Consider the following 26,264-nt stretch of genomic DNA (forward strand, 5'->3'; position numbering starts at 1 on the left):
ACGCCGCCCCAGGGCCTCCCGGCGGCGCTGCTTGTCCGCTCTATCCCGCCACAGCAATTCATAAGAATTCCAGGAGAGAGAATCATGAAGTCGCTGCGCCCCCGAACCCTGGCGAAAGCCATCCAGCTGTCCCTGTTCCTGAGTCTTCCCGCGATTGCCGTAGCTCAGGATGCCCCCGCTCCCGCACCGGCGCCGCAGAAGAGCGCCACCACCCTCGATGCGGTCACCGTCACCGGTTCGCGCATCAAGCAATCCAACCTCGTGACCTCGCAGCCGGTGTTCGTGCTCGACCGGCAGAAGCTTGAACTGACCGGCCTGCAGTCGGTAGGCGACGTGCTGCAGGAACTGACCTCCAGCGGCAAGGCGCTGAACTCGAAGTTCAACTCTTCGGGCAACTTCGGCTATCCGCCGGATGGCGGCGGCATCGGCGCCGGTTCGGCGCAGGTCGACCTGCGCAACCTCGGCTCGCAGCGCGTGCTGGTCCTCGTCGACGGCATCCGCTGGGTCAACGAATCCTCGGCCTCGGGCGTCAGCGGCAGCGCCGACCTCAACACCATTCCGCTGTCGATCGTCGACCGCATCGAAGTGCTGGAAGACGGCGCCTCCGCGATCTACGGCTCCGACGCCATCGCCGGCGTGATCAACATCATCACCCGCCGCAAGTTCGATGGCGCGGAAGTCCACGCCTACTTCGGCAAGTACAACAAGGGCGGCGACACCACCGAGGCGTCGATGACCCTCGGCGGCAGCGGCGACCGTTGGAGCGCGGTGTTCGGCGCCAGCTACAACGAACAGAAAGACATCAGCTCGGGCGAGTGGGGCCAATCGGCATTCCCGGAACCGGGCGCCGGCCTCGATGCGGGTAGCTCGGGCACGCCGCAGGGCCGCTTCCGCTTCTGCGATCACGCCACGCCTTCGGGTTCGGTCGGCTCGTGCGCCGACGGCTCGTTCTACAGCGCGACCCTCAATGACGGCACCACCACGCCGGTGTGGGACCCGACCAACGAAAACGGCGGCACCTACCACCATTTCACCGGTGCCGATCGCTTCAACTTCGCGCCGTTCAACCTGCTGCTGACGCCGAACAAGCGCAAGGCGCTGTTCACCAGCCTCAGCTACGACATCACCGAGAACACCCGGTTGCACGTGAAGGCGCTGTACAACAACCGTACGTCGACCAACCAGGCCGCTCCGGAACCGATCTTCGTCGGCCCCGACGCCGGCACCGGCGGCCTCGCGGACACCATCTCGGTTTCGGCGCTAAATCCCTACAATCCGTTCGGCATCGACCTGATCGCAGGCGACAATTTCAGCTTCATCGGCCGCCGTCCGCTGGAAGTCGGCCCGCGCGTGTTCACTCAGGATGTCGATACCTGGTACTTCAATGCCGGCCTCGACGGCGTGTTCGACTTCGGTGATCGCAGCTACAACTGGGACGTCAACGCGGTCCACTCCGAGAACAAGGCGGACCAGGTCTTCACCAACGGCTACAACGTCGCCAAGATCCAGTTGGCGCTGGGCGATCCGGCCATCTGTGCGCTGGTGCCGGGTTGCGTGCCGCTGGATATCTTCGGCGGCCAGTCCCGTCCGATGACCCAGGACCAGATCGACTACATCCGTACCACCCAGATCGACTCGAGCAAGCAGGTGCTGGACCTGGTCCAGGCCAACATCACCGGCGACATGTTCAATATCGGCGACCGTACCGCAGGGTTCGCCGCCGGTGCGGAGCACCGCAGGTACCGTGGCGAGTTCCTCCCGGATCCGCTGCGCCAGAGCGGCGAATCGCAGGACTCGTTCGCGGCGGCGGTCAAGGCGCACTACTCGGTCGACGAGCTCTATGCCGAGGTCAACCTGCCGTTCCTGGAGAGCCTGGAGGTCTCCGCTGCGTTGCGCTATTCCGACTACTCGACGTTCGGTAGCAAGACCACAGGCAAGCTGGGTTTCCGCTGGCAGCCGATCGAGGACCTGGTGGTGCGCGGCACCTACTCGCAGGGCTTCCGTGCGCCGAACCTGGGCGAGTTGTACGGCCTGACCCAGTTCGGCGCCACCCTCACCGATCCCTGCGGCCCGACCGGTGCGCCGGTGGTTGATACCACCAACGGCATCTCGCCCGGGCTGGAACAGGCTTGCGTCAACGCGGGCGTGCCCAATGGCTTCGAGCAGGCCAATACCCAGATCATCACCTTCACCGGTGGTAATCCGGACCTGCAGCCGGAAGAGTCCGACAGCTACACCTTCGGCGGGGTCTACAGCCCGTCGTGGGGTGCGGACCAGTCGTGGTCGCGCAAGCTCGATTTCGAGGTCAGCTACTACAAGCACAAGATCGATGGCGCGATCCAGGCCGCCGATATCCAGTCGCTGCTCAACAAGTGCTACATCGAGCAGGGCGGTACCGGACCGGCGTGCGCACCGTTCGCCCGTAACAACACCAGCAACCTGTTCCCGCCGCAGAACCGCCTGGAGAACCTCGGCAGCATCAAGACCGACGGCGTCGACCTCAAGGGCAACTGGATCAGCCCGGACTGGAACTGGGGCCACTTGAGCGCTTCGGTGCAGTCGACCTGGATCAACGAGTACAAGGCCGTGGACGCCGATGGCAACGTCGCCACCCGCGCGGTCGGCATCGAGGTCAGCGACAGCGCCATCCCGGAATGGCAGACCAACATGCAGCTGGGCTGGGGCATGGGCGACTTCGACGTGAACTGGACGGTCCGCTACATCAGCTCGGTGAAGGAAGACTGCACCTCCGCGACCATTGCGGAAGTGCCGGGATGCCTCAACCCGGAGCAGGAAAACACCCTGGGCTCGACCACGTACCACGACCTGCAGGCCAACTGGAAGCACGCGTTCACGGTTGAGGGCCTCGACCTGACCCTCGGTGTGAACAACATCTTCGGCAAGGAACCGCCGGTGTGCGTGACCTGTTCGCTCAATGGTTACGACGCGGGTACCTACGACCTGCCGTGGGCGTTCTGGTACGTCAGCGCCAATTACCGGTTCTGATCGGACTTAGTTGAGCAAGGACAAGCGGCCGCTGGTTCACCAGCGGCCGCTTTCTTTTTGCGTATAGAAAATGCAGTGCGCACGTCGCGTCCCGCGGTGCGTGCGCTCAGCCGCGGATGGCTGCCATCGGGACATCCAGTTCCAGTGACAACGCCAGGTGATCCGACTGCGCGGCCGGCAGCGCGCGGGCGTGGTGATGCGTAAGGCCATCGCCCAGCAGGATGTGGTCGATGGCGCGCTGCGGGCTCCAGCTGGGGAACGTGGGCACCGCGTGTTGCGGCGGCTGCAGGCGGGTGCGGCGGAACAGGGCCGCCATCTCCGGCCTGTCGACGTCGCAGTTGAAGTCACCCATCAGCACGGCATGGGGATGGTCGTGCAGCAGTTCGGCGATGAAGGCGAGCTGCGAGGCGCGCGACTGCGCGCCCAGCGAAAGATGCGCGACCGCGATGGTGAGCGAGGCCTTGTCGTCGCCGAAGCGCGCCAGCAATACACCGCGGCCGGCGATGCGGCCGGGCAGGGCGTGGTCGATGACTTCGACCGGTTCCAGCTTGCTCAGCAGGCCATTGGCGCTGGAGGCGACGCCACCGACACGACGGTTGGGCTGATGGCTCCAGTAGTGGAAGCCGCCACGCTGGGCCAGGTAATGCGTCTGGTTGGTGAACCCCGAGCGCAGGCTGCCGGGGTCGCTCTCGTTGAGGCCGACGATGTCGTGTTTGCCGGCCAGTTGCGCGATGGTGTCCAGGCTGAGGCGCTTGCCCATCGGCAGCACGTGCGACCAGCTGCGGGTGGCGTAGTCGCTGTAGCGACGCGTGCTCGAGCCGGCCTGGATGTTGGCGCTCAGCAGTTTCAGGCGGCGATGGCCCGTGGGCTTGTCCATGGTCATCGCCGCGTGCGGGGCTCAGCCGCCGCGGGCCGCGCGCTCCTTCGCGAGCAGGTGCGTGGTGATGCGCAGCATGTCTTCCATGGTCTTGCCGGTCACGCGGTACTTGCCGTCGACGATGATGCTGGGGCTGCCCTCGACTCCTGTCTGTTCGACGAACTGGGCGGCATGTTTCAGCTGGGCATCGGTCCGGGCGCTCGTCATGGCGCTGGCGAACTGCGCCGGGTCGACACCGAACCGGCCATAGAAGGCGGCGATCGACGCGGGCGTGGCCTTGCCCGGATCGATCGTCTGATCGACATGGATGGCGCGGAACATCGCTTCGTGGGTTTTCACCCGCACACCCATCGCCTCGGCCGCATAGAAGGCCCGCGCGAACGGTTCGGGATTGGCGCCGAAGAAAGCGGCCACCGGCGTGAACTTCACGTCTGCGGGCTGGCGCGCGCGCCACTCGCGCACGAGCTCTTCGAAGTGCGCGCAGTGCGGGCAGGTGTAGCTGAAGGCCTCTGCCACTTCGATCCGGCCATTGCTGGCTTCAAAGGGTTTGCCGCCGGCTATCGCGACGTAATCGATGCCAGCCACCGGCGCCGGGCCGACCGGGACATCCGGCGTCGTGGCCGGCGCAGGCTCCGCGGCGGTTTCGACGACCGTCGCTGGCGCAGGCGCCGGGGTGGTCGCCACCGCGGGCGTGGCGGGCTCGACGGGTGCCTCGGGCTGTGGCTTGCAGGCGGCCAACGGCAGCAGGACGGACAACAACAGGGCCGGGCGCAGCATCATCGAAACATCTCCGGGGAACGGGTCAGGTCGGCATCGCCTGGAAGCGAGGCCGCAAGGATAGCGAGCGCCAACGGGCGGGGGTGTGTGGACGCGATCAGCCGCTTCCGGCCGCGATTCAGCGCCGCGACTTGGCCGCGGCGCGTTCCCGCGCCACCAGCTGGTCGACCACGCGCAGGACCTCGGCATGCGTCGGCGCGATCACCCGGTACTTGCCGGCGACGATCATCGTCGGCGTGCCCTCCACGCCGTTGCGCTGGACGAAGACTCCCGCCTGCTGCATTGCCGCTTCGACGGCCGGGCCGTTGAGGGTGGCGACGAAACGCGCCGCCGGCACGCCGAACTGGGCATAGAACGCCGCCAGCTCGTCATCGGTGGGATTGCGCGGCAAGGTGCCGTCCTCATGCACGGCGCGGAATACCGCCTCATGCGAGCGATCGGCGACCCCGAGCGTCTTGGCCGCGAAATAGGCGCGGGCAAAGGCCGTCCAATAACCGCCGAAGGGCGCGGGGACGGGGGTGAACTTCACGTCCTTGGGTTGTTTGGCCTTCCATGCCTGCACCTCCGGTTCGAAGTGGGCGCAGTGGGGGCAGGTGTAGCCGAAGACCTCGGCTACCTCGATGCGGCCGGCGACGGGTTCGAAAGCCACGCCGTCCGCGATCACTTCGTAATCGGTGCCCTCGACCGGTGCGGCGGGCGGGGCGGCAAGGACGCTGACCGGAAGCAGCAGCGCAAGCAGGAGGCTCAGACGGAAGGTCATGGGAGGCGGGCTTGGTATGCGAAGGGTGGAATGAAAATAGTGGAAATGAAAACGCCGACCGTGGCGGCACGGTCGGCGTATTGAACAACAGCGAAGTCGATTGTGACCGTGCGCCGGTAGCGAAGTTCAGTGCACGGTTCAGTGGGCGGCGGCAGGCGCCGCTTCCGCCATCGCCTCGGCGGCGCGCGGGTGCAGGCCCTGCACGTAGGTCGACAACGAGCCGATTTCCTCGTCGGTCAGCTTGCCGGCGACGGTGGCCATCACCTTGAACAGGTGCGCATCCTTCTGCGTGGTGGTGCCGGTGCGGTATTCCTCGAGGCGACGCTGCACGTAGGCGGCCTGCTGGCCGGCGACGGCCGGATAGGCCGGGCCCGGATTGCCGGCGCCGACCGGACCGTGGCAGGCCATGCACGCCGGGATGCCGCGGGCCTTGTCGCCGCTGCGGAACAGCTGCTCGCCGACTTCGTAGAACTTCTTGTCCTTGTTCGGACCGCTGGCGATCACGGTGTCGTCGGCGACGCCGGCTCCGGCCTTCTGGGTGGCGAAGTAGGCGCCCAGGTCGCGGGCGTCCTGCGCGGTCAGCTGGTCGGCGAAGGGCTTCATCACCGCGGCCATGCCGGTGTTGCGCTCGCCGCTCTTGAGCAGCGCGATCTGGTGGGCGATGTAACGCTCCGGCATGCCGGCCAGGCGCGGGTACTGCGGATCGGTCGGGTTGCCGTCGAGGCCGTGGCAGGCCGCGCAGGTGCCGGCCTTGGCGGCACCTGCCTTCACGTCGCCCCAGGTCGCCGGCTTCTCGACCAGCGGCGCGGTCTGCACGGGTGCGTTGTCCGGCACCGGGGTGACCGTGGCTTGGGCGAAGGCAACGGCGGCGGCTGCGAGTGCAGCGAAACCGACGAGGCCGAGGACGCGGGCGTGGCGCATGAGCTGGGCTCCGGAAATGCTTGAGGGACGCCCGGATGCGGGCGTCGAAACCGCGAAATTATCGTTGCCGGCCGCGGGACGGTCAAACCCGAAGAGCTCAGAGCACCCGCCCGCGCCAATCCAGTGGGTCGGCCGTACCGGTCCGGCCGGCCGATCAGAGCAGGAAGCGCCGACGCCTTGCCATCCTCGGCCGCGCGCGCGGCATCACCCATGCCGGCTCATCGGGCCACACGCGGGCGGCCCGTGCGATCCTGTACCGCATGGCCACCGTCCCCAACCATTTCGCCCGCGCCCGCTACCTGCTCGCGGCGCACAACCCACGCCAGTTGCCTGCCGACGGCGGCCTCGAGGTCGCCTTTGCCGGCCGTTCCAATGCCGGCAAGTCCAGCGCGCTCAATGCGATCTGCCAGCAGAACGCGCTCGCGCGGGTGTCCAAGACTCCGGGCCGGACCCAGCAGCTGGTGTTTTTCGATTTCACGCCGACCGCAAGCAATCCAGCCGTCGAGAAGTACCTGGTCGACCTGCCCGGCTACGGCTACGCCAAGGTCCCGCAGGAGCTGCAGGCGCACTGGCAGGCCTTCATCGAGAGCTATTTCGCGACCCGCCAGGCCCTGCGCGGGCTGGTCGTGGTGATGGATATCCGCCACCCGCTCAAGGACTACGACCGGCAGATGCTCGGTTACGCCGTGCGTCGCGACCTCCCCGCGCACGTGCTGCTGACCAAGGCCGACAAGCTCAGCCGTGGTGCGGCCGGCAACACCCTGCAGGCCGTGCGGATGGAACTGTCGCGCGCCTACGGCGACACGGTGAGCGTGCAGACGTTCTCGGGCGAATCGAAGCAGGGCGTGGACGAGGCGCGCGCCGTGGTCGCGCGCTGGCTGGAGCTGTAGCCGCGGCCATACGCTCACGCAACCGCGATCATTACTTCCAGCCTGGGAGCCTTCCACTTGAATCGTCCGAACCGACTTCTGCTGCCGGGTCTCCTGCTTGTGCCGACCCTAGTGGCGGCCACTCCGCTGGCCGCGCCTGAGCGTGCAGCCGGGACCGTTACCACCGCGCCGCCAACGGCGCCTGCCCAGGCCGAGAACGCCGCCCAGGCGCAGGCCGACGACGCTCTGTTGGTCGAACCAGTGCGCCTGCTGCAGGCTGGCAAGCCCGAAGCGGCGCTACCCCTGCTCGACGCCGCACTGGCACAGTTTCAGGTGCGCTACGGCAACGGCCCTACGCGCTGGTACGCCGCCCGCGACTCAGGAGAGCAACTCGCCTATCTGCTGCTTGCCGCCACTGACATGGATGCCGGTAGGGCAACCAAAGCCAACGCCAAGATCCTGCCATCCGATGCCTGGCCACTGGCTCATTACCTGAAGGGCTATGCCTTGGTCGAACGCGGCAGGCTGACTGAAGCCAAGGCCGAACTCGAGCAAGCCATTGCGATATCGCCTTACAACAGCGCGTACCTGTCGGAACTGGCGGCCGTGCAGAAAGGCCTTAAAGATTGGCCCGGCATGCTGGGCAGCGCGATCGCGGCGGAAGATGCCGTGGCGTTCTCGCCGGAAGCCGAGCGCAAGCTTTCGTTGGGCCGCGCGCGACGCATGCACGGGTTCGCACTGATCGAACTGGGTCGCCTCGATGATGCCGAGGCCAAATTCCACGCGTGCCTCGAGCTGGACCGCGACGACAAGCTGGCTCAGAACGAGCTCGCCTACATCGCACAACTTCGCCAGAAGGCGGCACCGGCAACAGGCGACGTACCGGCGAACAAATAGCCGGCAAGCCGCCTCATGCGCGCGACGACGTCAGTCGATTTGGATGATTGTCGCCGACTCGCCCGCCAACTGCAGCGCTGCACCCAGCACGATCGGCTTGCCGGTGAGGGCATCGTGCCCGCGGCTGCCGGCAGGGATGAAATCGGCGAAGCGATCCAGCGCCAATGACGTGGTGCCAGGATTCCTGTTCAGTGCCACCATCACGGTGTCCTGGCCGTCGTAGCGGAAATACACGTAGACGCCATCGGCGGGGGCGAAGTGCTGCAACTTGCCGTGCTGCACGGCCGGCGAGCGTTTGCGCCAGTTGAACAGCGCGCGCACGTATTGCTGCGCGTCGCGCTGCGCCGGCGACAGGCCCTTGCCGGTGAAGGCGTTGCCGGCATCGCCGGCCCAACCCCCGGGCATGTCGGCGCGCAGCTCGCCGTCGTTGCGTTCGCGCGGGCCCTGCAGCAGCACTTCCGAGCCGTAATAGAACTGCGGCGTGCCGCGCACCGTGGCGACGTAGGCCATCGCCAGCTTCCACAGCGCGACGTCGCCGCCGAGGTGGGCGAGCATGCGCGCGGAGTCGTGGTTCTCGGCGAACACCACCAGCCGGCCCGGATCCGGATACAGGAAATCGTTGGCCAGCATCTCGTACAAACCGATCCAGCCGCTGTCCCATCCCTCCGGTTGGGCCAGCGCCGTGCGCAGGGCGATCTGCAACGGGAAATCCATCATGCTCGGCATGTACGGCACGTGGCCGTCCGGATTGACCTTGCCGCGTTGCCAGTGCGCGACGATCGCCGGGTTCGCGCTCCATTCCTCGCCGACCATCGCGAAGTCCGGGTACTCGTCCATCACCGCGCGACCCCACGCACTGAGGAAGGCGGTATCGGCGTAGCCGAAGGTGTCCTCGCGGATGCCGGTCAGCCCCGCGTATTCGATCCACCACAGCGTGTTCTGGATCAGGTACGTGGCAAGGTGCGGGTTGCGCTGGTTGAGGTCGGGCATCGACTTGACGAACCAGCCTTCGACGAACAGCGCCTTGTCCTCCGGCGCCGCATGGGGATCCTGCACGGTGGTGCGGCGATTGTTGGTCCCGGCGTAGCCGGCGGTGCGGTTGAACCAGTCCGGCGCGGGCGGGTCGGCCATCCACCAATGGTGGTCGCCGACGTGATTGAGCACCACGTCCATGATCAGGCCCAGGCCATGCCGACGCGCCTCGCGCGACAGCGCGCGGTAGTCCTCGTTGCTGCCGAAGCGCGGATCGGTTCGGTACAGATCGGTGATCGCATAGCCGTGGTAGGAGTACCCGGGCTGGTTGTTCTCCAGCAGCGGCGTCGGCCACAACTGGGTGAAGCCCATGCCGGCGATGTAATCCAGATGTCGGCGGATGCCGGCGATGTCGCCGCCGTGGCGGCCGTTGGCATCGGCGCGATTGGCACGCTCCACCATGCCCGCGACGCTGTCGTTGCCCGGCTCGGCGTTGGCGAAGCGGTCCGGGGTGACGAGGTAGATCGCGTCGGCGGCATCGAAGCCATGGCGCTGCGCCGAACCGGCTTCGCGTGCGTCCAGTCGCCAGGGATGCCGCAGCGCGACCTTCGCGCCGTCAAGGAACTCGATCTCCAACGCACCGGGCTTCGCGTCGGCAGCAATGGCCAGGGTGACGAAGAGGTAATTGGGGTTCCCGGTCTTTTCCACGCCGGTGATGGACACGCCGGGATGCGCCAGTCGTGGGGTGAGCATCGCGATGCCGTCGCCGTGCACCATCAGCTCGACGCGGTCGTGCTTCATGCCGACCCACCAGCTGGCGGGTTCGAGGTGGTCGATGGCGAATTCGCGCGCATTGGCGGCGGTACTGAACAACAACGCCATGCACAGCGTGACCAGCAGCCTCATGCGCGATTCCCGAGGGGAAGCGCCGGATTGGCGCAAACCGATTCTAGGGGCGCGCGCCGCGTCCGCCCCGCGGGGTCGCGGCATTGCAAACGTAATCATCGGCCACATGCACGAGTCCCATCGGCATGCCTCAGTCCGCGGCGTCCAGGCGCGGATCGAGCCAGCCGCGCACGGCATCCACCAGCGTGTTGATCAGCACGATCAGCGCGCCCACCACCAGCACCACGCCCAGCACCAGGGTGTAGTCGCGATTGAGCGCGCCCTGCACGAAGTAGCGGCCCATGCCGGGGATGCCGAAGACCTGTTCGACCACGGCCGAGCCGGTGACCACATTGATCAGTGCCGGCGACAGCCACGCCACCACCGGCAGCAGCGCCGGCTTCAGCGCATGCGCGAACAACAGGCGTGCTTCGGACAGGCCGCGTGCGCGCGCGGCGCGCAGGTAGTCCGCGGACAGCGTTTCCAGCATCGACGCGCGGGTGAGCCGCGCGCAGTAGGCGAGGTTGGGCAGCGCCAGCGCGACCACCGGCAGCACGATGTTCTTCCATTCGCCCCAGCCGCCGGCCGGCAGCCAGTGCAGCGTCACCGCGAACAACAGCACCAGCAGCGGCGCGGCGACGAACTTCGGCACCGCCAGGCCGAGCCCGGCGACGAACATCAGCCCGCGATCGAGCCAGCGCCCCGCGTGCAGCGCCGACCATATGCCCAGTGGAATGCCCAATGCCAGCGCCAGCAGCAGGGCGAGCCCGCCGTTGAGCGCGGACACCGGCAACGCGCTCGCGACCAGCTGGTTGACGCTGTAGTCGGGATACTGGAACGACGGGCCGAGATCGCCACGCGCGACATCGCCCAGCCACGCGCCGTACTGCGCGAACAGTGGCCGATCGAGCCGGTACTGCGTGGCGAGTGCTGCCTGCACTTCCGGCGGCGCGGCCTTCTCGCTGTCGAACGGACCACCCGGCGCGGCGCGCAGCAGCACGAAGCACAGCGTTGCCAGCAGCCACAGGGTGATGAGCGCTTCCAGGCAGCGCGCGGCGAAGCGCTTCAAGGCGCCGCTCCCAGCGACAGCCAGCGGCTCGCGTGCCGGTCCAGCGCATTCGCCTCGAAGCCGCGTACCTGCGCGCTGACCAGATGCTTGGACGTGTAGAAGTACAGCGGCACCACGGCGTCGGCATTCAACAGCCGCTGCTCGGCCGCGCGCAGCCAGGCGTTGCGCGCGGCTTCGGTATTCGCGGCATCCGACTTCGCCAGCCGTTCGCGGAAACCCGCATCGTCATAGCCGGGCCAGTTCAGCGGCCCGTCGCTGCCGAACGCGGCGAGGAAGTTGCGCGCGTCCGGCACGTCCGCGATCCAGCCGCCGCGGAACACCTGGGTGATCACGCGCTGCTTGCGGTTGCCGACGAACACCTTCCATTCCTCGTTGCGTAGCCGCACCCGCGCGCCCAGCACGTCGCGCCACATCGCCGCGACGGCCAATGCCATGCGCCGGTGCGGCGTGGAGGTGTTGTAGCGCAGCTCGATCTCCAGCGGGTGCTGCGCCGAATAGCCCGCGGCGCGATACAGGGCGCGGGCCTGCGCTTCGCGTTGCGGTTGCGACAGCGTTGCCCACGTCGTCGACGCGGGCGTGTAGCCCGCGATGCGTGGCGGCACGACCCCGTACGCGGGTTGTTCGCCGAGGCCGGTGATGTAGCGGGTGAGCTTGTCTCGATCCACCGCCATGGCCAGTGCACGGCGCAGTGTCGGGTTGTCGCGCAGCGGTGGCCGGGTCAGATTCATGCCAAGCCAGAACGCGCCGATGTACGGGGAGATCCGCAGCTGCGGGCCGAAGCGCGTGCGCAATGCCTCCAGGGGTTGCGGCGGCACCACCTCGGTGACGTGCAGGTCGCCCGCGGCGAAGCGCTGCAGTTCCGCGGCGGCGTCCTCGGTGACATGGAAACGCACGCGCTCGATCGCCACGTCGCGCGCGCCATGGAAGTGAGTGTTGCGTTCAACCACCAGGTTTGCCTGCGGCGTCCACGCCGCCAGCCGGTACGCGCCGTTCGACACCAGCTGCCCCGGGCGCGTGTGCTGAGCGCCGTACTGCTCCACCGCGGGCAGGTACACCGGGAATGCGATCGGCAGGGTCAACAGCGCCGGCAGCGGTGCGCTGCGATCCAGGGTGAACACCACCGTGCGCGCGTCCGGCGCGGCGACGCCGAGCGACGCCGGCGGCACCTCGCCGGCCTGGACCGCGCGGGCGCCATGCAAGGCATCGAACAGTTCGCCGAACGGCGCCGCGGTCGCCGGGGCGAAGGCGCGGCGGAAGCTGGCCACGACCTGCGTTGCATCCAGGGCTTCGCCGTTGCTCCAGCGCAGGCCCGGGCGCAGGGCGAAGGTCCACACGCGGCCATCGCGAGATACCGTCCAGCGTTCCGCCATGCCGGGGATCAGCCGGCCCCGCGCATCCTCGGTCACCAGGCCTTCGTACAGATCCCGCAGCACGTTGCCGCAGGCGACTTCCTGGCAGCGATGCGCATCGAGCGTGGCGGGTTCGGGGCCGTTGCCCCTTTCCAGTTGCACGGGGGGCGAGGCGAACGCAGCGCTGGAACACAGCCACAGCAGCAGGGCGGGCAATCGCGTCATGGGGCCGGGCTATGCTTCATCGATTGCGATGTTAGGGCAGCGGCCCCATATCGTGTTCGTCGAAACACCCCACGTCTCCAGGAAGAGCGGCCCCATGTCGAGCCCCAGCAACGTCGCCGAATCACCGATCACGGACCACCGCGAACTGGTCGAGTACCTCGCCAGTGGCAGCCGGCCGCGTGAGGACTGGCGCATCGGCACCGAGCACGAGAAGTTCGGCTTCCGCCTCGACGACCTGCGGCCACCGACCTTCGATGGCGAGCGCGGCATCGAGGCGCTGCTCACCGGCCTGACCCGATTCGGCTGGGCGCCGGTGGACGAGCACGGCCGCACCATCGCGCTGCTCAAGGATGGCGCCTCGGTTACGCTCGAGCCGGCCGGCCAGCTCGAGCTCTCCGGTGCGCCGCTGGAAAACATCCACCAGACCTGCATGGAAGTCGGCAGCCACCTCAAGGAGGTGAAAGCCGTCGCCGACGAACTGCAGCTGGGCTTCCTCGGCATGGGCTTCCAGCCCAAGTGGCGCCGCGACGAGATGCCGTGGATGCCCAAGGGCCGCTACAAGATCATGCGCGAGTACATGCCCAAGCGCGGCGACCTCGGCCTGGACATGATGACGCGCACCTGCACGGTGCAGGTCAACCTCGACTTCAGCAGCGAAGCCGACATGGTGAAGAAGTTCCGCGTGTCGCTGGCGCTGCAGCCGATCGCCACCGCGCTGTTCGCCGATTCGCCGTTTACCGAAGGCAAGCCCAACGGCTACCTCTCGTACCGCTCGCACATCTGGACCGACACCGATCCCGACCGCACCGGCATGCTCGACTTCGTGTTCGAGGACGGCTTCGGCTTCGAGCGCTACGTCGACTACCTGCTCGACGTACCGATGTACTTCTCCTACCGCGACGGCGAGTACGTCGACGCCAGCGGCAAGTCGTTCCGCAAGTTCCTGCGCGGTGAACTCGACGTGCTGCCCGGCGTGCTGCCGACCCTGCGCGACTGGTCCGACCACATGACCACCGCGTTCCCGGAAGTGCGCCTGAAGAAGTACCTGGAGATGCGCGGCGCCGACGGTGGGCCGTGGAATCGCCTGTGCGCGCTGCCCGCCTTCTGGGTCGGCCTGCTCTACGACGATGCCGCGCTGGATGCCGCATGGGACCTGGTCAAGGACTTCAGCCTCGCCGAGCGCAATGCACTGCGCGATGGCGTGCCGAAGCACGCATTGAAACTGCCGTTCCGCGGTGGCAGCGTGCGCGACCTCGCGCTGGAGGCAGTGAAGATCGCGGTCGGCGGCCTGCAGCGCCGCGCGCGCCTGAACAGCCAGGGCACCGACGAAAGCCGCTTCCTCGAGCCGCTGATCGAGTTCGCCGAGGCCAACGAAACCCCGGCCGAGCGCAAGCTCGCGATGTTCCATGGCGAGTGGGGCGGCAACATCGACCACGTGTTCCGCGAGTTCGCCTACTAGAAATTCGCCGCCGCGGCGATCCCTCCCCCCGCCATGTATTTCCCCTCTCCCCGCGTGCGGGGAGAGAACGCCGAAGGCGAGAGAGGGGCGGCGAGCGCAGCGAGCCGTGCTCCTGCTGTTGCTTCCTCTCAAACCTAAAAGCAGCTCGCTGCGCTCGCTCCCCCTCATCTGCCCTGCGGGCAGCTTCTCCCCGCAGGCGGGGAGAAGAGAGAGGAAGATCGTAGCAACTGAAAATCATGCTGCCACGCAGCATGATCCGTCCTAGACTCGCGGGATGACCGAGCCTGTCGCCGCGATGACTCCGGAACCCCTGCGCACCGTCGAGTTCGCCGCCACCGATACGTTGCTGCGCGAGGACGTGAACATGCTCGGCGCGCTGGTGGGCGAGATCCTCGCCGAGCAGCGTTCGCCGGAGTTCCTCGGGGAAGTCGAGCGCCTGCGCCGCGCCGCGATCGGCCGCCGCGAGAGCAACGCGCCCGTCGCGGAAATCGCCGAGGTGCTGCAGGGCATCGAACTCGAGCATGCCAGCGACCTGGTCCGCGCCTTCGCCACCTACTTCCAGGCGGTGAACCTCGCCGAGCGCGTGCATCGCATCCGTCGCCGCCGCGACTACGAACGCCAGGCGGCAGCGCCGCAACCGGGCGGGCTGCGCGAGGTGCTACGCGGACTCGCGCGCCAGGGCGTCAGCCGCGAGGAGCTGCTCGCGCTGCTGCCGCGCCTGCGCGTCGAGCCGGTGTTCACCGCGCATCCCACCGAGGCCGTGCGCCGTGCGCTGCTGAAGAAGGAGCGCGAGATCGTCACCTGCCTGATCGGCGACATCGACCGCGGCCGCACTCCCGCCGAACGCCGCGCCGACCGCGAGCGCATCCGCCTGGCACTGACCACGAGCTGGCAGACCGCGGAGGCGCCGCCGGCCAAGCCCAGCGTCGCCGACGAGTTCCAGCACGTCGGCTACTACCTGTCGGACGTGCTGTACCGCGTGCTGCCGGTGTTCTACGAAGTGTTCGAGGATGCGTTGCACGACACCTATGGCGACGCGCCGATACCCGACGTGCTCGGCTTCGGCAGCTGGGTCGGCGGCGACATGGACGGCAATCCCAACGTCGGCGCCGAGACCATCACCGCCGCGCTCGCCGGCCAGCGCGCGCTGGTGCTCGCCGCGTACCGGCGCGACCTGCTCTCGCTGGGCGAAGCACTGAGCCAGTCGCTCACGCGCGTGGGCGTGTCGGACGCACTGCTCGCCCGCATCGGCTTCTATCTCGAGCACATGCCGCAGGCGGCGGCGAAGCTGCGTCCCAGGCATGCCGACATGCCGTATCGCAAGCTGCTCACCTTCATCTACGAACGCCTGTGGGCGACGCTGCACGATGAGCCCGAGGCCTACGCCGATGCCGCCGAGTTCCAGGCCGACATCGCGCTGATCGAGGACAGCCTGCGCGCGCACCGCGGCGAGCACGCCGGCGGCTTCGCCGTGCGGCGCCTGCGGCGACGCGTGGCCTGTTTCGGTTTCCATCTCGCCAGCCTCGACCTGCGCCAGGACTCGGCCACGCACGACGCGGCCATCGCGGCCCTGCTCGAAGACGCGGACTGGTCGGGGCGCAGCGTGGAGGCGCGCACGCAGCGCCTGCACCGCCTGCTGCGGGACGAGGGGGTTTCCTCGCAAGGCAATGCCACTTCGCAGTCCACCCTCGAGGTGTTCCGCGCCGTGGCGGCGTTGCGGCCGCGCTACGGCGAACGCGCCTTCGGTCCCTACATCATCAGCATGAGCCGCAACGCCACCGATGCGTTGTCGGTGCTGGCGCTCGCGCGCATCGCCGGCTGTGTGGAACATTCCAATGAAACCCCGGCCAATGAAAGGCGCGGCGCCGTCCCGCTCGACATCGCCCCGCTGTTCGAAACCGTGGACGACCTCGACGCCGCCGAGGACACACTGCGCGCGCTGTTCGCCGACCCGCTGTACCGCGAACACCTTGCCTCGCGCGGCCAGCGCCAGGTGGTGATGCTCGGCTATTCCGACAGCGCCAAGGATGGCGGCCTTCTCGCATCGCGCTGGGCGCTGCAGCGGACGCAGGTCGCGCTGACCAGGCTCGCAAGCGACAGCGGCGTGCAGATCGCGTTCTTCCATGGCCGCGGCGGTTCGATCAGCCGCGGTGGCGGCAAGACCGAACGCGCCGTGATCGCCGCGCCGCGCGGTTCGGTGGACGGCTACCTGCGCCTGACCGAGCAGGGCGAAGTCATCCACCGCAAGTACGGCATCCGCGCGATCGCGCTGCGCAATCTCGAACAGACCACCGGCGCGGTGCTGCGGGCGACGCTGCGGCCGCGCGTGCCCGAACCGCGCGAAGACGGCTGGCGCGCGCTGGCGACCGAACTCGCGCGCGACTCGCGCGCACATTACCGCGCCCTGGTGCACGACGATCCCGATTTCCCCGCGTACTTTCGCGCGGCGACCCCGATCGACGTGATCGAATGCCTGCGCATCGGCTCACGGCCGAGCAAGCGCGCCGGTGGCGTCGGCGTGGTGCGGCCACCGGGCATCGCCGCGCTGCGTGCGATCCCATGGGTGTTCGCGTGGGCACAGAACCGCTCCGGCCTCACCGCGTGGTACGGCGTCGGCACCGCGCTGCAACGCGCGCTGCAACGGCACGGCGTCGGGACGCTGGCGGAAATGGCCCGCGACTGGCCGTTCTTCAACACGCTGGTCGACGACGTCGAGATGGTGCTGGCGAAGTCGGACCCCGGCATCTTCGAGCGTTACTCGCTGCTCGCGAGCCAACTGCCGCAGGGCGACCTGCACGCGCAGTTCCATCCGCGCATCGCCGCCGAGTTCGAGCGCACGCGCGATGCGGTGTTCGCAATCAAGGGCAGCACCGAGCTGCTCGCCGACGACCCGCGCCTGGCTCGCTCGATCCGCCTGCGCAATCCCTACCTCGATCCGATCAGCGTGCTCCAGGTCGACCTGCTCGCGCGCTGGCGCGCGGGCGGCAGCGTGGACGATGCCATGCTGCAAACGCTGATCGCGACGGTGAACGGCATCGCGGCGGGCATCCAGAACACGGGCTAGATATTGCGCGGCGCCAGGACGTCGTGCCCCCACCCCAGCCCTCCCCCGCGTTGCGGGGGAGGGGGTAAGGCGAAGCGGGCTTACGCTTTCGCGAGCTGCGCGGACAACTGCTTGAGCCGATCCAGTTCCGGCTTGTTGAGGCGGCGCGCGTAGCCCGGCATGCGCCTGGCACGCGACAACACCTGTTCGCACAGGCCACGCGCCTTGTCGAGTTCGCCCCAGCCCTGCAAGACCTCGGCATAGCGCACGTGCGCCTGGAAACCGCTGGCGTAGCCGATCAGCGTCTCGAATTCGCTGCGCGCCCGGGTGCGATCGCCTTCGGCGGCCGCTGCGCATGCATAGGTGATATGGCCGTCCTGCGAGCGGAAGCCGGGACGCTTGTGAATCAGTTCGTCGAGCAACTCGCGGGCATGCGTGGCGTGGCCCGATTCCAGCAGCGCGCGTGCCAGCCGCACCTGGATGTCCGGATCGTCGCTGTGGATGCCGCGCAGCGCGGACTGGTACTGCGGCACCGCTTCCGACGCGCGACCCGAGGCCAGCAGCGCATCGGCCAGGCGCAGGCGGTTGTCGGTGGTGGCGGAATCCTCGAAGGCCTCCTGCGCACGACGCAGCTCGCGGGTCGGATCGAGCACCTGCTTCACGCCGCGCACCAGCGCGTGGCCATGGCGCGTGTAGCGCATGGACGGCAGCCAGACCGTCAGCGCGTACACCAGGCTGCCCAGCCCGGGGAATGCAAACAGGATCATCAGCCAATAGCGTTCCTGCCCGCTGCGCACGGCGTGCATGGCAAAGAAGATCGCGATGACCACGTGCAGGCCAAGGCCCAGGATCGGCATGCCGGTTCTCCCCCAAAATGACCACGCGGCGATGGCGCGCCGCGGGCGGAGGATTGTAGCGGTCCGGTCGTGGTGGATCAGGGGTTCGCGGCGGGGCGCGTGGCGTTCATGGGACGGCGGTCACTGCGCTCCATGCGGAGCATCGCGGGCCTAGAAGCGCGAGGCCGTGAGCGGCGTGTCCGCCCACTGCCAGGCGGCGCGATAGCGGCGCTCGCTGTCGGCCGCCGCCGCGGTGTCGCCAGTGGCGCGTTGTGCCTGCGCGAGTCCGAACAGCGACCAGCCGTTGTCCGGGTACGTCTCGAGGTCCTGGGCGTAGGCCTGCGCGGCTTCGCGCGCGTGCCCGGCCTGCAGCAATGCCGCGCCCAGGTAGGGACGCACCGGCAGCGGCCAGTCCGCGGGTTCGTTGTAGTCGAGGCGATCTTCGGCGGCCGCGGCCTCGCGCAGCGCGGCCATGCCCTGGCGCGTGTCGCCGCGCCGCAGCGCCAGTTCGCCACGCAACAAGGCTTCGGCAACCGGCAGCAGGCGGCTGGCCGCGTTGTTGCCGGGCTTCGGCTTCTCCATCGGTTGCCTGGCCACGGCCTGCAGCGCTTGCAACTCACTCGCAGCGGCGCGGAGCTCGTCCTTGCGCACCTGTGCCATGCCCCGCGCGAAGTGCCAGATCGCCGTCGGATAAGGCAGTGCCGCGGGGGGCTGCGCCTGCGCGAGGATCGCGTCCCACTGGCCAAAACGCACCTGGGTGAATAGCGGCATCACCACGTACTGCTGCATGAATTCCAGCTCTTCGAGCCGTCCCCGGTCGGCGCGTTGCGCGGTCTGCTCCGCGGCTTGCAGTGCCAGTGTGCGCGAACCGTGCAGGCCGGCGGTCATCGTCGCGAAGTGCCAGTTGTGCGGCACGTAGCCCAGCGGATAGAGGCCATTGCTGCCGCTGCACACGCTGAGGAACGCTTTGTCGGCGGTCGCGGCGGCGAAGTTGGAGAGCGTGGCGTCGTGATAGCGGCCGGTGCGGATGTAGATGTGCGCGGGCATGTGCACGAGATGGCCCGAGCCGGGCGCGAGCGATGCCAGCTGGTCGGCAAGGTGTTCGGCCCGCTGCGGCGTCTTCGATGCCTCGACCGCGTGGATGTAGTAGTGCACCGCGCCGATATGCGCGGGATTGCGGGCGAGCACGCGCTCGAGCGTGGTTGTGATCTCGCTGGTGTGTCCGGTCGGTGCGCCATCGCGGGTCCAATACGCCCACGGCGACAGGTCCATCAAGGCCTCGGCATAGAGCGTGGCGGCGTCATCGTCGTCGGGGAAACGCCGCACCACGTCCGCCATCGCCGTCGCATACGCCTGGTCGAGCGGCATGCGGTCGGACGGCGCGGGATCGGCATAGCGCAACTGCAGCGCCTCGATCAGGGCGCGGTCGCGCGGCTGTGCGTTCGCGGCCAGCTCCAATGCACGCCGCGCCAGGGTGGCGGCCGGTGCGGCCGCTTCGGGAGGCATCGGGAGATTGATGTTCGGCCCCAGCACCAGGGCCTGGCCCCAGACGCAGATCGCGCACGACGGGTCCAGGCGCGCGGCTTCGGCGAAGGCGCGTCCGGCGGCTTCGTGGTTGAAGCCGTAGGTCATGCGCAATCCCTGGTCGAAGTAGCGCTGTGCGGCGGGCACGCGCGTGCCGATGTCGCGATGCAGTTCGCCGAAATTCTCGAACAGGGCGACCTGGGAAGCCGGCGCGGCATCCCGCGGGGTGTTGCCTTCGCACGCGGCCAGCAGCGCCAGCAACAGCACCACGAACAGGGTCGCGATCAGGAATGGAGTCGCGATCACGAACGGAGTCGCGGGGAAAGCGGATGCACGGCGCATGGCGGGCTCCTGCGGGTGGCATGGGCATAAACGCGGGCCCGGCCGCTGGTCGGACAGCGGCGTGCCCGAACGCTATCCTGCGGCGTCGCCGGCCGGCGGCCAATACGGAGGGGAGTCCGATGAATCGCAATGCCTGCTGGATGCTGTTGACCCTGCTGATCGCCGCGCCGCTGTCGGCGCAGAACGTCGGTAACGTGAGACCGATGATGGCACCGGGGAACGTCAATGCCATCCAGATCGACTACAAGCAGCAGTGGGAAAAGGAACGCGACAAGAACCAGCAGTTGCGCAACGAGAATGCACAACTGCAATCGCAGCTGGCCGAATGGACCCGCAAGGGCGGTAGCCTGGTGCACGCCTACTGCGAGACACAGACATTGAGCGTGACCAGTGCCGGCGCGCGCAACGACTGCGCCGCCTCGGGTTACGGCTGTGAGCCGGTCAGCGGCCTGTGCCGCACGATGGTGCGCAGCAGCGACCAGTGCGCCCCCGGCTTCCTGATGGACGTCGACCACTGCGTGCCGCAACCGCGCTGAGGTTCAACCGCTTCGCCTACGCAGTCAGCTCCAGGTCGGTGTAGGCGAAGCGCGCTTCGCGTAGCACCCGCTCGCCGCCGCGCAGGGCGAGCGGGTGCGCGAACATCGGTCCGGCGTGCACGCAGGTATGGAATTCGCCGCGTTCGCCGCACGGGTCGACCGCCGCCGGCAACTCCGCCAGCAGGGCGGCATCGAATTCACGTCCGCTGTAGTCGCCCGCGAGTTGCGTCGTGTCGACGCAGCACAAGGTCGCGCGCAGCCCGCCGGCGATCATGTCCCGGGCCAGTGCGCTCGTGTCGGCACCGAACAGCGGCGTCTCGATGCGCCATCCCAGCCGCGCGCACAGCGCCTCGCGCCAGGCACGCACGTCGGCGAGGAAGAGGTCGCCGAAGGCGATGGTCTCCAGTCCGGGCCAGCGCACGCGCGCCTGCGCCAATGCGCCGGCGAAGGCGGCTTCATAGGTCGCGTTGTCGCACTGCTGCGGAATGCGCGCCTCGACCAGAGGTAGTCCGGTTGCTTCGGCCTGCGCCAACAGGATGTCGCGGCGGATGCCGTGCATGGCGATGCGTTCGAAGCCCTCGGTGACAGTGGTCAGCAGGCCGACCACCTCGACGTCGTCGCGGTTGCGTAGTGCGTGCAGGGTCCAGGCCGCGTCCTTGCCGCCGCTCCAGGACAGGAGGATGGGTCGCGTGGGCATGCCCTAGCTTATGCGGTCCGCCGCCGCCGGGTCCCGGCTTAAGGCCCTGAATCGGCCCTCCCCGTCGGCGGTGGCCGACCTCGCGTTCACGGTGCGTTGTGGCTTTTACGGGGCATGCGTGTCCGTGCCCGGGGAATGGGTTCAATGGCGGGTTTGCCAGTCCTCGCATTTGGTCGTGATCGCCGCTGGGCCGCGCACCTGCAGCGTGTGCTCGGGCCGCGGGGCGAACTGGACTGGTGCGGCGTATTCAGCGCCGAGACCCTGCCCCCGGTCTCGGTCAGCCGGCAGGCGATCTGGCTGCTGGACGGGGACGACCTGCGTACGGCGCGGTTACCCCAGGATGAAGGCGAGTCCCAGCGGATCTACTGCTTCCGGCATCCGGACGTGGCCAGCCTGCGCAGCTGCGCGCGCGTGGGGGCAAGCGGCTGCCTGGAGAAGCAGGCGCCCCCGGAAGTCCTGCTGCGCGCCCTCCGCGCCGTCGAATCGGGCCTGTTCGCGGTCGACAGCTCCCTGCTCATGCGCGCGCTGGCCGCGGAACGGCGTGCCCCGGCACCGGTGCACAACCTCGGCCACCTCACCGATCGCCAGCGTGAGATCGTCCATTGGGCGGCCATGGGCATGAGCAACAAACAGATCGGCCGCCGCCTGGGCATCAGCCCGGAGACCGTGAAGAGCCACCTGCACCAGGTGTTCGAACGCGAAGGCATCAGTGGCCGCGTGGCCCTGCTGGCGCTGCATCGGCCCGACCAGAAGGCCGCCGCCGACGCCTCGATGGTCTAGATGGGCGACGGCCAGCGGCCGTGGGCGGCCTTTCAGGCCGCGGTGACGTCGCGCAGTTCCCAGCCGCCGCCGGCAAGCAGCCGCAGGCGTTGCTTGAGTACGTTGCCGGGAATCGAGCTGGTGACGACCAGCACCACATGCAGGTCGTCCTGCCGGCCAACCACAGTGGCATCGGGATCCGTCGCGGCGAAGGACGGATCGACATCGTCGGGATCGTCCTGGCGGGCGCGCCAGCGATCGAACAGCGACGTGGTCCGCAATGCCTCCTGGAACTGCGCGGCGAATTCATCCGCTCCATGCGCACTGAACGCGAGTGCCGGATCGCTGCCGCGTGCGCGCGCCGGCTCGGGCAGGCTGATGTAGTAACGGGTCGCCATCCGGAAATCCCCTTCAGTGGGAACGCATTAGGGACGCATCAGTAGGAACGCATTCGAGCTTAGGGCCCGGTCTATTGCGCCGATGTGAATGGGCAATCGCCTCGATTGCCGGCGTTGCATCGACCGGCCGTGTGGCCCGGGCCAGCGAACACCGGCCTACAGTTCGACCTTCGCCGTTTCCGCCGCATAGCCCAACGCCAGGCCGCCCTTGCCGACATTGACCATGCCGCTCAGGCTCATCACCGACTCGAACAGTTCCACGTTGTGGGCGCTGCACGCCGCGCGCAGCGTTTCGAAGCCGGGCAGGGTGTGCAGCTCGTCGAGTTCGCCGCCGAAGCTGACGCACAGCGTCGGCGTCATCAGTTCGTTGCGCTCGATGCGACGCACGGCATGCTCGAACAGTTTCTGCGCGGCACTGTCGAAAGTCTTGACCTTGCCGACCGGGCCGGTTTCACCGCGGTTGCAATGCAGGATCGGCTTGATGTCGAAGGCGGTGCCGAGCTTGGCGGCGAGGAAGCCCACGCTGCGGTCGCCGCGGATGCGGGTGCGCTCGCGCATGTAGTTGAGGTCGCGCGGGATCAGGAATCCCTGGGTGTGCAGCGCCAGGTTCTCCAGGCGCGCGCGGATCTTGGGTGAGCCTTCGCCGGCGTCGCGCAGGCGCACGCTCTCGACCACGGCGATGCCCTGCGCCGCGAACACGTTCTGCGTGTCGATCACGCGCAGCGCGAACGGCGAATGGTTGCCGGCGGCGGCGCGCACTGCCTTGTATTCGTTGAGGATGGCGAAGCTCGCCTGTTGCGCGTTGTCGAAGATGAGGCTGCGCGTCTTCGTCATGGTCATGCAGAAGACGAAGTCGTAATCGATGACCAGCTTGCCCAGGAACAGGTCGCGGATCTGGTCGACCGAGAACGGGCTGCTTTCCGCTTCCCAGCCGCGCTCGGCCAGGTGGGTATGCAGGAACTGCAGGGTCGCCTCGGGATTGCGGTAGTCGTCGATGACGGCCGCGCCCATGCGGACGTTGGTGGGCAGGATCGAGATCCGATGCGCCGAGAGGTAGCTGTCCGGCAGGTCGCACGGTGAATCGACAACAAGACCAATACGCATCGAAGCCTCCCCTGTGGCGTCTTCGTATCAAGTAGAGGCAGCATACGCCGAGGAACGGGGTTGCGCCCGTGGCTGCCAATGCTAGTCGTGGCGCGTCCTCGTTGTGGCGCGTCAGCGCCGTTGCACGCCGACCGGCAATGCCGACACGCGCTGCATCTCGGGATCCGCGAGCAGGGCGGGATTGTCCAGCGCAGCAAGCGCGAAGGCGTGGGCGTCGTTGCCCCAGAACAACATGCCATCCAGGGGCCCGCCGTCGAAGGCCAGCGTCGGTACGCCATACACACCCGCTGCAACGGCGGCTTCGGTATTCGCGCGCAGTTGCGTCTTCACGGTCTCGGACTGCACGGCGGCGGCCTCGATGCCGAGCGCCGCCGCGACCGGCGCCAGCGCCTCGAGGCTGTCGCCGGCGTGGCCCTGCTTCCAGATCCAGTCGAACAGGGCATCCACTGCCTGGTGCGTGCTGCCCGCCGCCACGCACAAGCGCAGCGCGGCTAGGGGATTGAACGGGTGCGCGGGCGGAAAGCGCAGGGTCACGCCTTCCTGCCGCGCCTGCCACAGCACGTGGCGATAGGTGAATTCGCGCTTGCCGGGAATCTCCGCCGGCCCTTTCTGCCCGCATGCAGCGAGCACGGCGCCGAACACGATCGGCACCGGCGTCACCGCGCCGGGCAATGCCTTCACCTTCTGCCAGTGCAGGTAGGAGAACGGCGAGAGGAAGTCGAAGTACCAGCGGGCCGACATGCGCTTACCTCAATGCCACAGGCCGAGGATCACGCCGTACAGCACGAACTGCAGCAGGTGATAGCCGCCATCGATCAGCCACAGCTTCAGGCTGCGCCCGGCGAAGGCGTAGTTGATGCCGAAGCTGGTGGCGACGAAGGCGAAGCCCACCAGTGCGCCATGGTGGAGGCCCAGGTGCAGCGACGGGGCAGGGCCGAGCAGCATGGCGAACGCGATTGCCGCCACCAGTGCCAGCACGAAAGCGCTGCCGAAGACGCGGCCGGGATGGCCCGCCGGCTTGCTCGGATCCACCCCGGCTTCACGGCACCACGCGTTCTTGAACAGCGGTCCGTACCAGATGCCACCCAGCAGGAAGGCCGAAACAGCCGCCGCGACCACGGCCAGCCAGTTGATATCCATCGACATGCACGTCCCCAATCAGATTTCCCCATGAAGGCGGCAGCATACGGCCGTGCAGGCTTGCGGTGCCATGCGCCGAAGGGGACACTGGCCCGGCAGGGAGGGAGCGCATGAAGACAGCATGGCTGGCAGTGTTGCTCGTAGCTTGGCTTGCATTGGCGCCTGCCGGTGCGCAGACCCAGGCGGGCAATGGCGTGGCCCGCATCGAACGCCTGCAGTACGGCATCGCGCGGCCCGAGCAGGTGCGCCTGCAACCGGAAAGCGCCTGGACCTCCACCGGAGAGCCGCACCAGTTGGCCGGTGCGCAGCATGGCAGCGGCTGGTGGCGAGTGCATGCGCTGACGGCACGGGAAGCTCGGCTGCTGCTGGTCTACCACCCCTACAGCGCGCGCCTGACGGTGCTGGCGCCGCCCGACTACCGGCCGCAACGCAAGTCGATCTTCGACCGCGCGCTCGATGGCGGGCATTCGCGCCGCGCATTGGCCTTCGCCTGGCCCGATACCGCACAACCGGTCTATATCGGCGTGGAGGATGCGCGCTATCCGTTGCAGGTCGCGGTGCGTACCCCGCAGGACTTCAGCGTCGAGGACTACGGCCACGTCCGCGTGCTGTGGCTCAGCCTCGGCATCCTGATCGGCGTGTCGCTGGTGACGCTGCTGTTCTGGGTGCAGCTGCGCGAGCGCGTGTACCTGATGTTCGCCACGACCATGGCCCTGCAGATGCTGTACGTGCTGTTGGCGTATGGCGATGCCTATGCACTCACCGTGTTCGCGTGGCTGGCGCCGTTCGGCGTCGCCGGCATCTGGTTCATCGCCACTTGTTCGACGATCGTGACGGTGCTGTTCCTGCTCGACTTCGGCGAGTTGTGGCCGCGGGCGCCGCGCCTGAGCGCTGCCCTGTCCCTCGTCGGCGCGGTGCTGCCGGCGGCCCTGCTGGGTGCATTGATGGTGTCAGGGGTGTTGCCGGGCGCGGACCGCAGCTGGTTCCCGCCGATCGGCAATGCATTGCTGCTTGCGGCCAATGCCCTCGCGATCATCACCCTGGCCGTGGTGTGGTTGCGGGGCGGACGGCAGGCGGGTTTCGTGCTGATCGCCTGGGTACCGCTGGTGTTCGTCTCGACCGCGCGCACGCTGCAGCTCGCGTCCGGCCAGCCGTTGAATCGCTGGCTCGAATACGGGCTGCCGCTGATGCAGGCCTTCGCCGCGGTCGTACTGGTGCTGGGCCTGGCGCATCGCATGCGCATGTTCCAGCGCGAGCGCGATGCCGCCAAGCAGGATGCCGAACACGATGGCCTGACCGGCGTGCTCAATCGCGCCGGCATGATGCGCCGACTCGACCAGGCCATCGCCGACAGTCGCCAGCGCAGGCTGCCGCTGTCGGTGCTGTTCCTCGACCTCGACCATTTCAAGCGCATCAACGACACCCACGGCCACGCCATCGGCGATGCCTGCCTGTGCGCGGTCACCGAGACCATCGAGGAGGAAATGCAGCCCGAGCAAAAGCTGGGCCGCACCGGTGGCGAGGAGTTCCTGCTGCTGCTTCCGGGTTCGGCGCGTCGCCACGCGCGCGATCTCGCCGAGCGCATCCGCCGCGAAGTGGAAGCGCGTTGCGCCCGCGTGCGCGGCGCGCCGGTGGCCCTCACGCTGAGCATCGGCGTGGTCGAATGCCAGGCACAGGACGGCGCGACGTCGCTGTTGCAGCGCGCGGACGAGGCCATGTACCAGGCCAAACACGAAGGGCGCAATCGCGTGGTGGTGCTGGACGGCACGGGAGTCCGCGAGCTGGCGGAGCCGGTGACGTCATGAGCGCGTTGCGCTGA

General features: G+C 68.2%; 22 protein-coding genes. 8 read left to right on the plus strand and 14 right to left on the minus strand.

Annotated elements, in window-relative coordinates; translation table 11 throughout:
* Positions 1-81: 81 nt before the first annotated feature.
* Positions 82-3,006, plus strand: a complete 2,925-nt coding sequence (locus ACYVGE_RS07305; protein ID WP_460729103.1) for a TonB-dependent receptor — start codon at positions 82-84, stop codon at positions 3,004-3,006.
* Positions 3,007-3,112: 106 nt separating this feature from the next.
* Here the strand turns inward: ACYVGE_RS07305 and ACYVGE_RS07310 are convergent, their stop codons facing one another.
* The 4 genes from ACYVGE_RS07310 to ACYVGE_RS07325 all read right to left on the minus strand — a co-directional run bounded on the left by ACYVGE_RS07310 (position 3,113) and on the right by ACYVGE_RS07325 (position 6,341).
* Positions 3,113-3,883 (minus strand): endonuclease/exonuclease/phosphatase family protein, encoded by a 771-nt coding sequence (locus ACYVGE_RS07310; protein ID WP_460728519.1) that lies wholly within the window; start codon positions 3,881-3,883, stop codon positions 3,113-3,115.
* A 21-nt stretch (positions 3,884-3,904) separates the two neighbouring features.
* Positions 3,905-4,663 (minus strand): thiol:disulfide interchange protein DsbA/DsbL, encoded by a 759-nt coding sequence (locus ACYVGE_RS07315; RefSeq protein WP_460728521.1) that lies wholly within the window; start codon positions 4,661-4,663, stop codon positions 3,905-3,907.
* Between the two features lie 115 nt (positions 4,664-4,778).
* Positions 4,779-5,420, minus strand: a complete 642-nt coding sequence (locus ACYVGE_RS07320; protein ID WP_460728523.1) for a thiol:disulfide interchange protein DsbA/DsbL — start codon at positions 5,418-5,420, stop codon at positions 4,779-4,781.
* Between the two features lie 138 nt (positions 5,421-5,558).
* A complete protein-coding gene (locus ACYVGE_RS07325) occupies positions 5,559-6,341 on the minus strand; it encodes a c-type cytochrome (protein WP_460728525.1) in 783 nt (260 codons plus the stop codon).
* A gap of 260 nt (positions 6,342-6,601) precedes the next feature.
* On the opposite strand from ACYVGE_RS07325, the gene yihA reads away from it, so the two are divergent.
* Entirely contained in the window at positions 6,602-7,231 is a 630-nt protein-coding gene (gene yihA, locus ACYVGE_RS07330; RefSeq protein WP_460728527.1) for a ribosome biogenesis GTP-binding protein YihA/YsxC, read from the plus strand.
* Between the two features lie 240 nt (positions 7,232-7,471).
* The gene (locus tag ACYVGE_RS07335; RefSeq protein ID WP_460728529.1) at positions 7,472-8,107 is read left to right on the plus strand and encodes a hypothetical protein; all 636 of its coding nucleotides are present in this window, start codon (positions 7,472-7,474) and stop codon (positions 8,105-8,107) included.
* 30 nt (positions 8,108-8,137) lie between these two features.
* On the opposite strand, the gene ACYVGE_RS07340 is transcribed toward ACYVGE_RS07335, so the two are convergent.
* The 3 genes from ACYVGE_RS07340 to ACYVGE_RS07350 form a co-directional block, all read right to left on the minus strand.
* Entirely contained in the window at positions 8,138-9,985 is a 1,848-nt protein-coding gene (locus tag ACYVGE_RS07340) for a glycoside hydrolase family 13 protein (RefSeq protein ID WP_460728531.1), read from the minus strand.
* Between the two features lie 130 nt (positions 9,986-10,115).
* Entirely contained in the window at positions 10,116-11,033 is a 918-nt protein-coding gene (locus tag ACYVGE_RS07345; protein ID WP_460728533.1) for an ABC transporter permease subunit, read from the minus strand.
* On the minus strand, positions 11,030-12,607 hold the full coding sequence (locus ACYVGE_RS07350; protein WP_460728535.1) for a peptide ABC transporter substrate-binding protein: 1,578 nt from the start codon (positions 12,605-12,607) through the stop codon (positions 11,030-11,032). The genes ACYVGE_RS07345 and ACYVGE_RS07350 overlap by 4 nt, the downstream gene beginning before the upstream one ends.
* A 94-nt stretch (positions 12,608-12,701) precedes the next feature.
* Between ACYVGE_RS07350 and ACYVGE_RS07355 the strand changes: the two genes are divergently transcribed.
* Positions 12,702-14,066 (plus strand): glutamate--cysteine ligase, encoded by a 1,365-nt coding sequence (locus ACYVGE_RS07355; protein WP_460728537.1) that lies wholly within the window; start codon positions 12,702-12,704, stop codon positions 14,064-14,066.
* Positions 14,067-14,340: 274 nt separating this feature from the next.
* A complete protein-coding gene (gene ppc / locus ACYVGE_RS07360; protein ID WP_460728539.1) occupies positions 14,341-17,130 on the plus strand; it encodes a phosphoenolpyruvate carboxylase in 2,790 nt (929 codons plus the stop codon).
* Between the two features lie 80 nt (positions 17,131-17,210).
* Here ppc and ACYVGE_RS07365 read toward each other — a convergent pair whose 3' ends face one another.
* Both ACYVGE_RS07365 and ACYVGE_RS07370 read right to left on the minus strand, forming a co-directional pair.
* Positions 17,211-17,966, minus strand: a complete 756-nt coding sequence (locus ACYVGE_RS07365) for a tetratricopeptide repeat protein (protein ID WP_460728541.1) — start codon at positions 17,964-17,966, stop codon at positions 17,211-17,213.
* Positions 17,967-18,116: 150 nt separating this feature from the next.
* The gene (locus tag ACYVGE_RS07370) at positions 18,117-19,811 is read right to left on the minus strand and encodes a hypothetical protein (RefSeq protein WP_460728543.1); all 1,695 of its coding nucleotides are present in this window, start codon (positions 19,809-19,811) and stop codon (positions 18,117-18,119) included.
* Positions 19,812-19,930: 119 nt separating this feature from the next.
* On the opposite strand from ACYVGE_RS07370, the gene ACYVGE_RS07375 reads away from it, so the two are divergent.
* On the plus strand, positions 19,931-20,347 hold the full coding sequence (locus ACYVGE_RS07375) for a hypothetical protein (protein ID WP_460728545.1): 417 nt from the start codon (positions 19,931-19,933) through the stop codon (positions 20,345-20,347).
* Between the two features lie 16 nt (positions 20,348-20,363).
* Here ACYVGE_RS07375 and ACYVGE_RS07380 read toward each other — a convergent pair whose 3' ends face one another.
* Positions 20,364-21,044: a Dph6-related ATP pyrophosphatase gene (locus ACYVGE_RS07380; protein ID WP_460728547.1), complete on the minus strand. Its 681-nt coding sequence runs from the start codon at positions 21,042-21,044 to the stop codon at positions 20,364-20,366.
* 144 nt (positions 21,045-21,188) lie between these two features.
* On the opposite strand from ACYVGE_RS07380, the gene ACYVGE_RS07385 reads away from it, so the two are divergent.
* Positions 21,189-21,824 carry a response regulator transcription factor gene (locus ACYVGE_RS07385; RefSeq protein WP_460728549.1) on the plus strand — a complete coding sequence of 212 codons (636 nt, stop codon included), beginning with the start codon at positions 21,189-21,191 and terminating at the stop codon, positions 21,822-21,824.
* 32 nt (positions 21,825-21,856) lie between these two features.
* Here ACYVGE_RS07385 and ACYVGE_RS07390 read toward each other — a convergent pair whose 3' ends face one another.
* From ACYVGE_RS07390 to ACYVGE_RS07405, 4 genes are all read right to left on the minus strand, one after another.
* The gene (locus ACYVGE_RS07390; RefSeq protein ID WP_460728551.1) at positions 21,857-22,201 is read right to left on the minus strand and encodes a hypothetical protein; all 345 of its coding nucleotides are present in this window, start codon (positions 22,199-22,201) and stop codon (positions 21,857-21,859) included.
* Positions 22,202-22,357: 156 nt separating this feature from the next.
* The gene (locus tag ACYVGE_RS07395) at positions 22,358-23,305 is read right to left on the minus strand and encodes a DegV family protein (RefSeq protein WP_460728553.1); all 948 of its coding nucleotides are present in this window, start codon (positions 23,303-23,305) and stop codon (positions 22,358-22,360) included.
* A gap of 111 nt (positions 23,306-23,416) precedes the next feature.
* Complete coding sequence (locus ACYVGE_RS07400; RefSeq protein WP_460728555.1) at positions 23,417-24,046, minus strand: DsbA family protein; 630 nt, start codon at positions 24,044-24,046, stop codon at positions 23,417-23,419.
* Positions 24,047-24,055: 9 nt separating this feature from the next.
* A complete protein-coding gene (locus ACYVGE_RS07405; protein ID WP_310055167.1) occupies positions 24,056-24,451 on the minus strand; it encodes a DUF1761 domain-containing protein in 396 nt (131 codons plus the stop codon).
* A gap of 104 nt (positions 24,452-24,555) precedes the next feature.
* On the opposite strand from ACYVGE_RS07405, the gene ACYVGE_RS07410 reads away from it, so the two are divergent.
* Positions 24,556-26,250 (plus strand): GGDEF domain-containing protein, encoded by a 1,695-nt coding sequence (locus ACYVGE_RS07410; protein ID WP_460728557.1) that lies wholly within the window; start codon positions 24,556-24,558, stop codon positions 26,248-26,250.
* Positions 26,251-26,264 lie beyond the last annotated feature (14 nt).

This window comes from Lysobacter rhizosphaerae (assembly GCF_054779795.1).

Coding starts and splice junctions, on each gene's coding strand:
- yihA (WP_460728527.1), top strand. CDS start 6,602: ATGGCCACCGTCCCCAACCATTTCGCCCGCGCCCGCTACCTGCTCGCG.
- ACYVGE_RS07410 (WP_460728557.1), top strand. CDS start 24,556: ATGAAGACAGCATGGCTGGCAGTGTTGCTCGTAGCTTGGCTTGCATTG.
- ACYVGE_RS07355 (WP_460728537.1), top strand. CDS start 12,702: ATGTCGAGCCCCAGCAACGTCGCCGAATCACCGATCACGGACCACCGC.
- ACYVGE_RS07365 (WP_460728541.1), bottom strand. CDS start 17,966: ATGCCGATCCTGGGCCTTGGCCTGCACGTGGTCATCGCGATCTTCTTT.
- ACYVGE_RS07395 (WP_460728553.1), bottom strand. CDS start 23,305: ATGCGTATTGGTCTTGTTGTCGATTCACCGTGCGACCTGCCGGACAGC.
- ACYVGE_RS07310 (WP_460728519.1), bottom strand. CDS start 3,883: ATGGACAAGCCCACGGGCCATCGCCGCCTGAAACTGCTGAGCGCCAAC.
- ACYVGE_RS07405 (WP_310055167.1), bottom strand. CDS start 24,451: ATGTCGATGGATATCAACTGGCTGGCCGTGGTCGCGGCGGCTGTTTCG.
- ACYVGE_RS07380 (WP_460728547.1), bottom strand. CDS start 21,044: ATGCCCACGCGACCCATCCTCCTGTCCTGGAGCGGCGGCAAGGACGCG.
- ACYVGE_RS07325 (WP_460728525.1), bottom strand. CDS start 6,341: ATGCGCCACGCCCGCGTCCTCGGCCTCGTCGGTTTCGCTGCACTCGCA.
- ppc (WP_460728539.1), top strand. CDS start 14,341: ATGACCGAGCCTGTCGCCGCGATGACTCCGGAACCCCTGCGCACCGTC.
- ACYVGE_RS07315 (WP_460728521.1), bottom strand. CDS start 4,663: ATGATGCTGCGCCCGGCCCTGTTGTTGTCCGTCCTGCTGCCGTTGGCC.
- ACYVGE_RS07400 (WP_460728555.1), bottom strand. CDS start 24,046: ATGTCGGCCCGCTGGTACTTCGACTTCCTCTCGCCGTTCTCCTACCTG.
- ACYVGE_RS07340 (WP_460728531.1), bottom strand. CDS start 9,985: ATGAGGCTGCTGGTCACGCTGTGCATGGCGTTGTTGTTCAGTACCGCC.
- ACYVGE_RS07370 (WP_460728543.1), bottom strand. CDS start 19,811: ATGCGCCGTGCATCCGCTTTCCCCGCGACTCCGTTCGTGATCGCGACT.
- ACYVGE_RS07320 (WP_460728523.1), bottom strand. CDS start 5,420: ATGACCTTCCGTCTGAGCCTCCTGCTTGCGCTGCTGCTTCCGGTCAGC.
- ACYVGE_RS07375 (WP_460728545.1), top strand. CDS start 19,931: ATGAATCGCAATGCCTGCTGGATGCTGTTGACCCTGCTGATCGCCGCG.
- ACYVGE_RS07385 (WP_460728549.1), top strand. CDS start 21,189: ATGGCGGGTTTGCCAGTCCTCGCATTTGGTCGTGATCGCCGCTGGGCC.
- ACYVGE_RS07350 (WP_460728535.1), bottom strand. CDS start 12,607: ATGACGCGATTGCCCGCCCTGCTGCTGTGGCTGTGTTCCAGCGCTGCG.
- ACYVGE_RS07390 (WP_460728551.1), bottom strand. CDS start 22,201: ATGGCGACCCGTTACTACATCAGCCTGCCCGAGCCGGCGCGCGCACGC.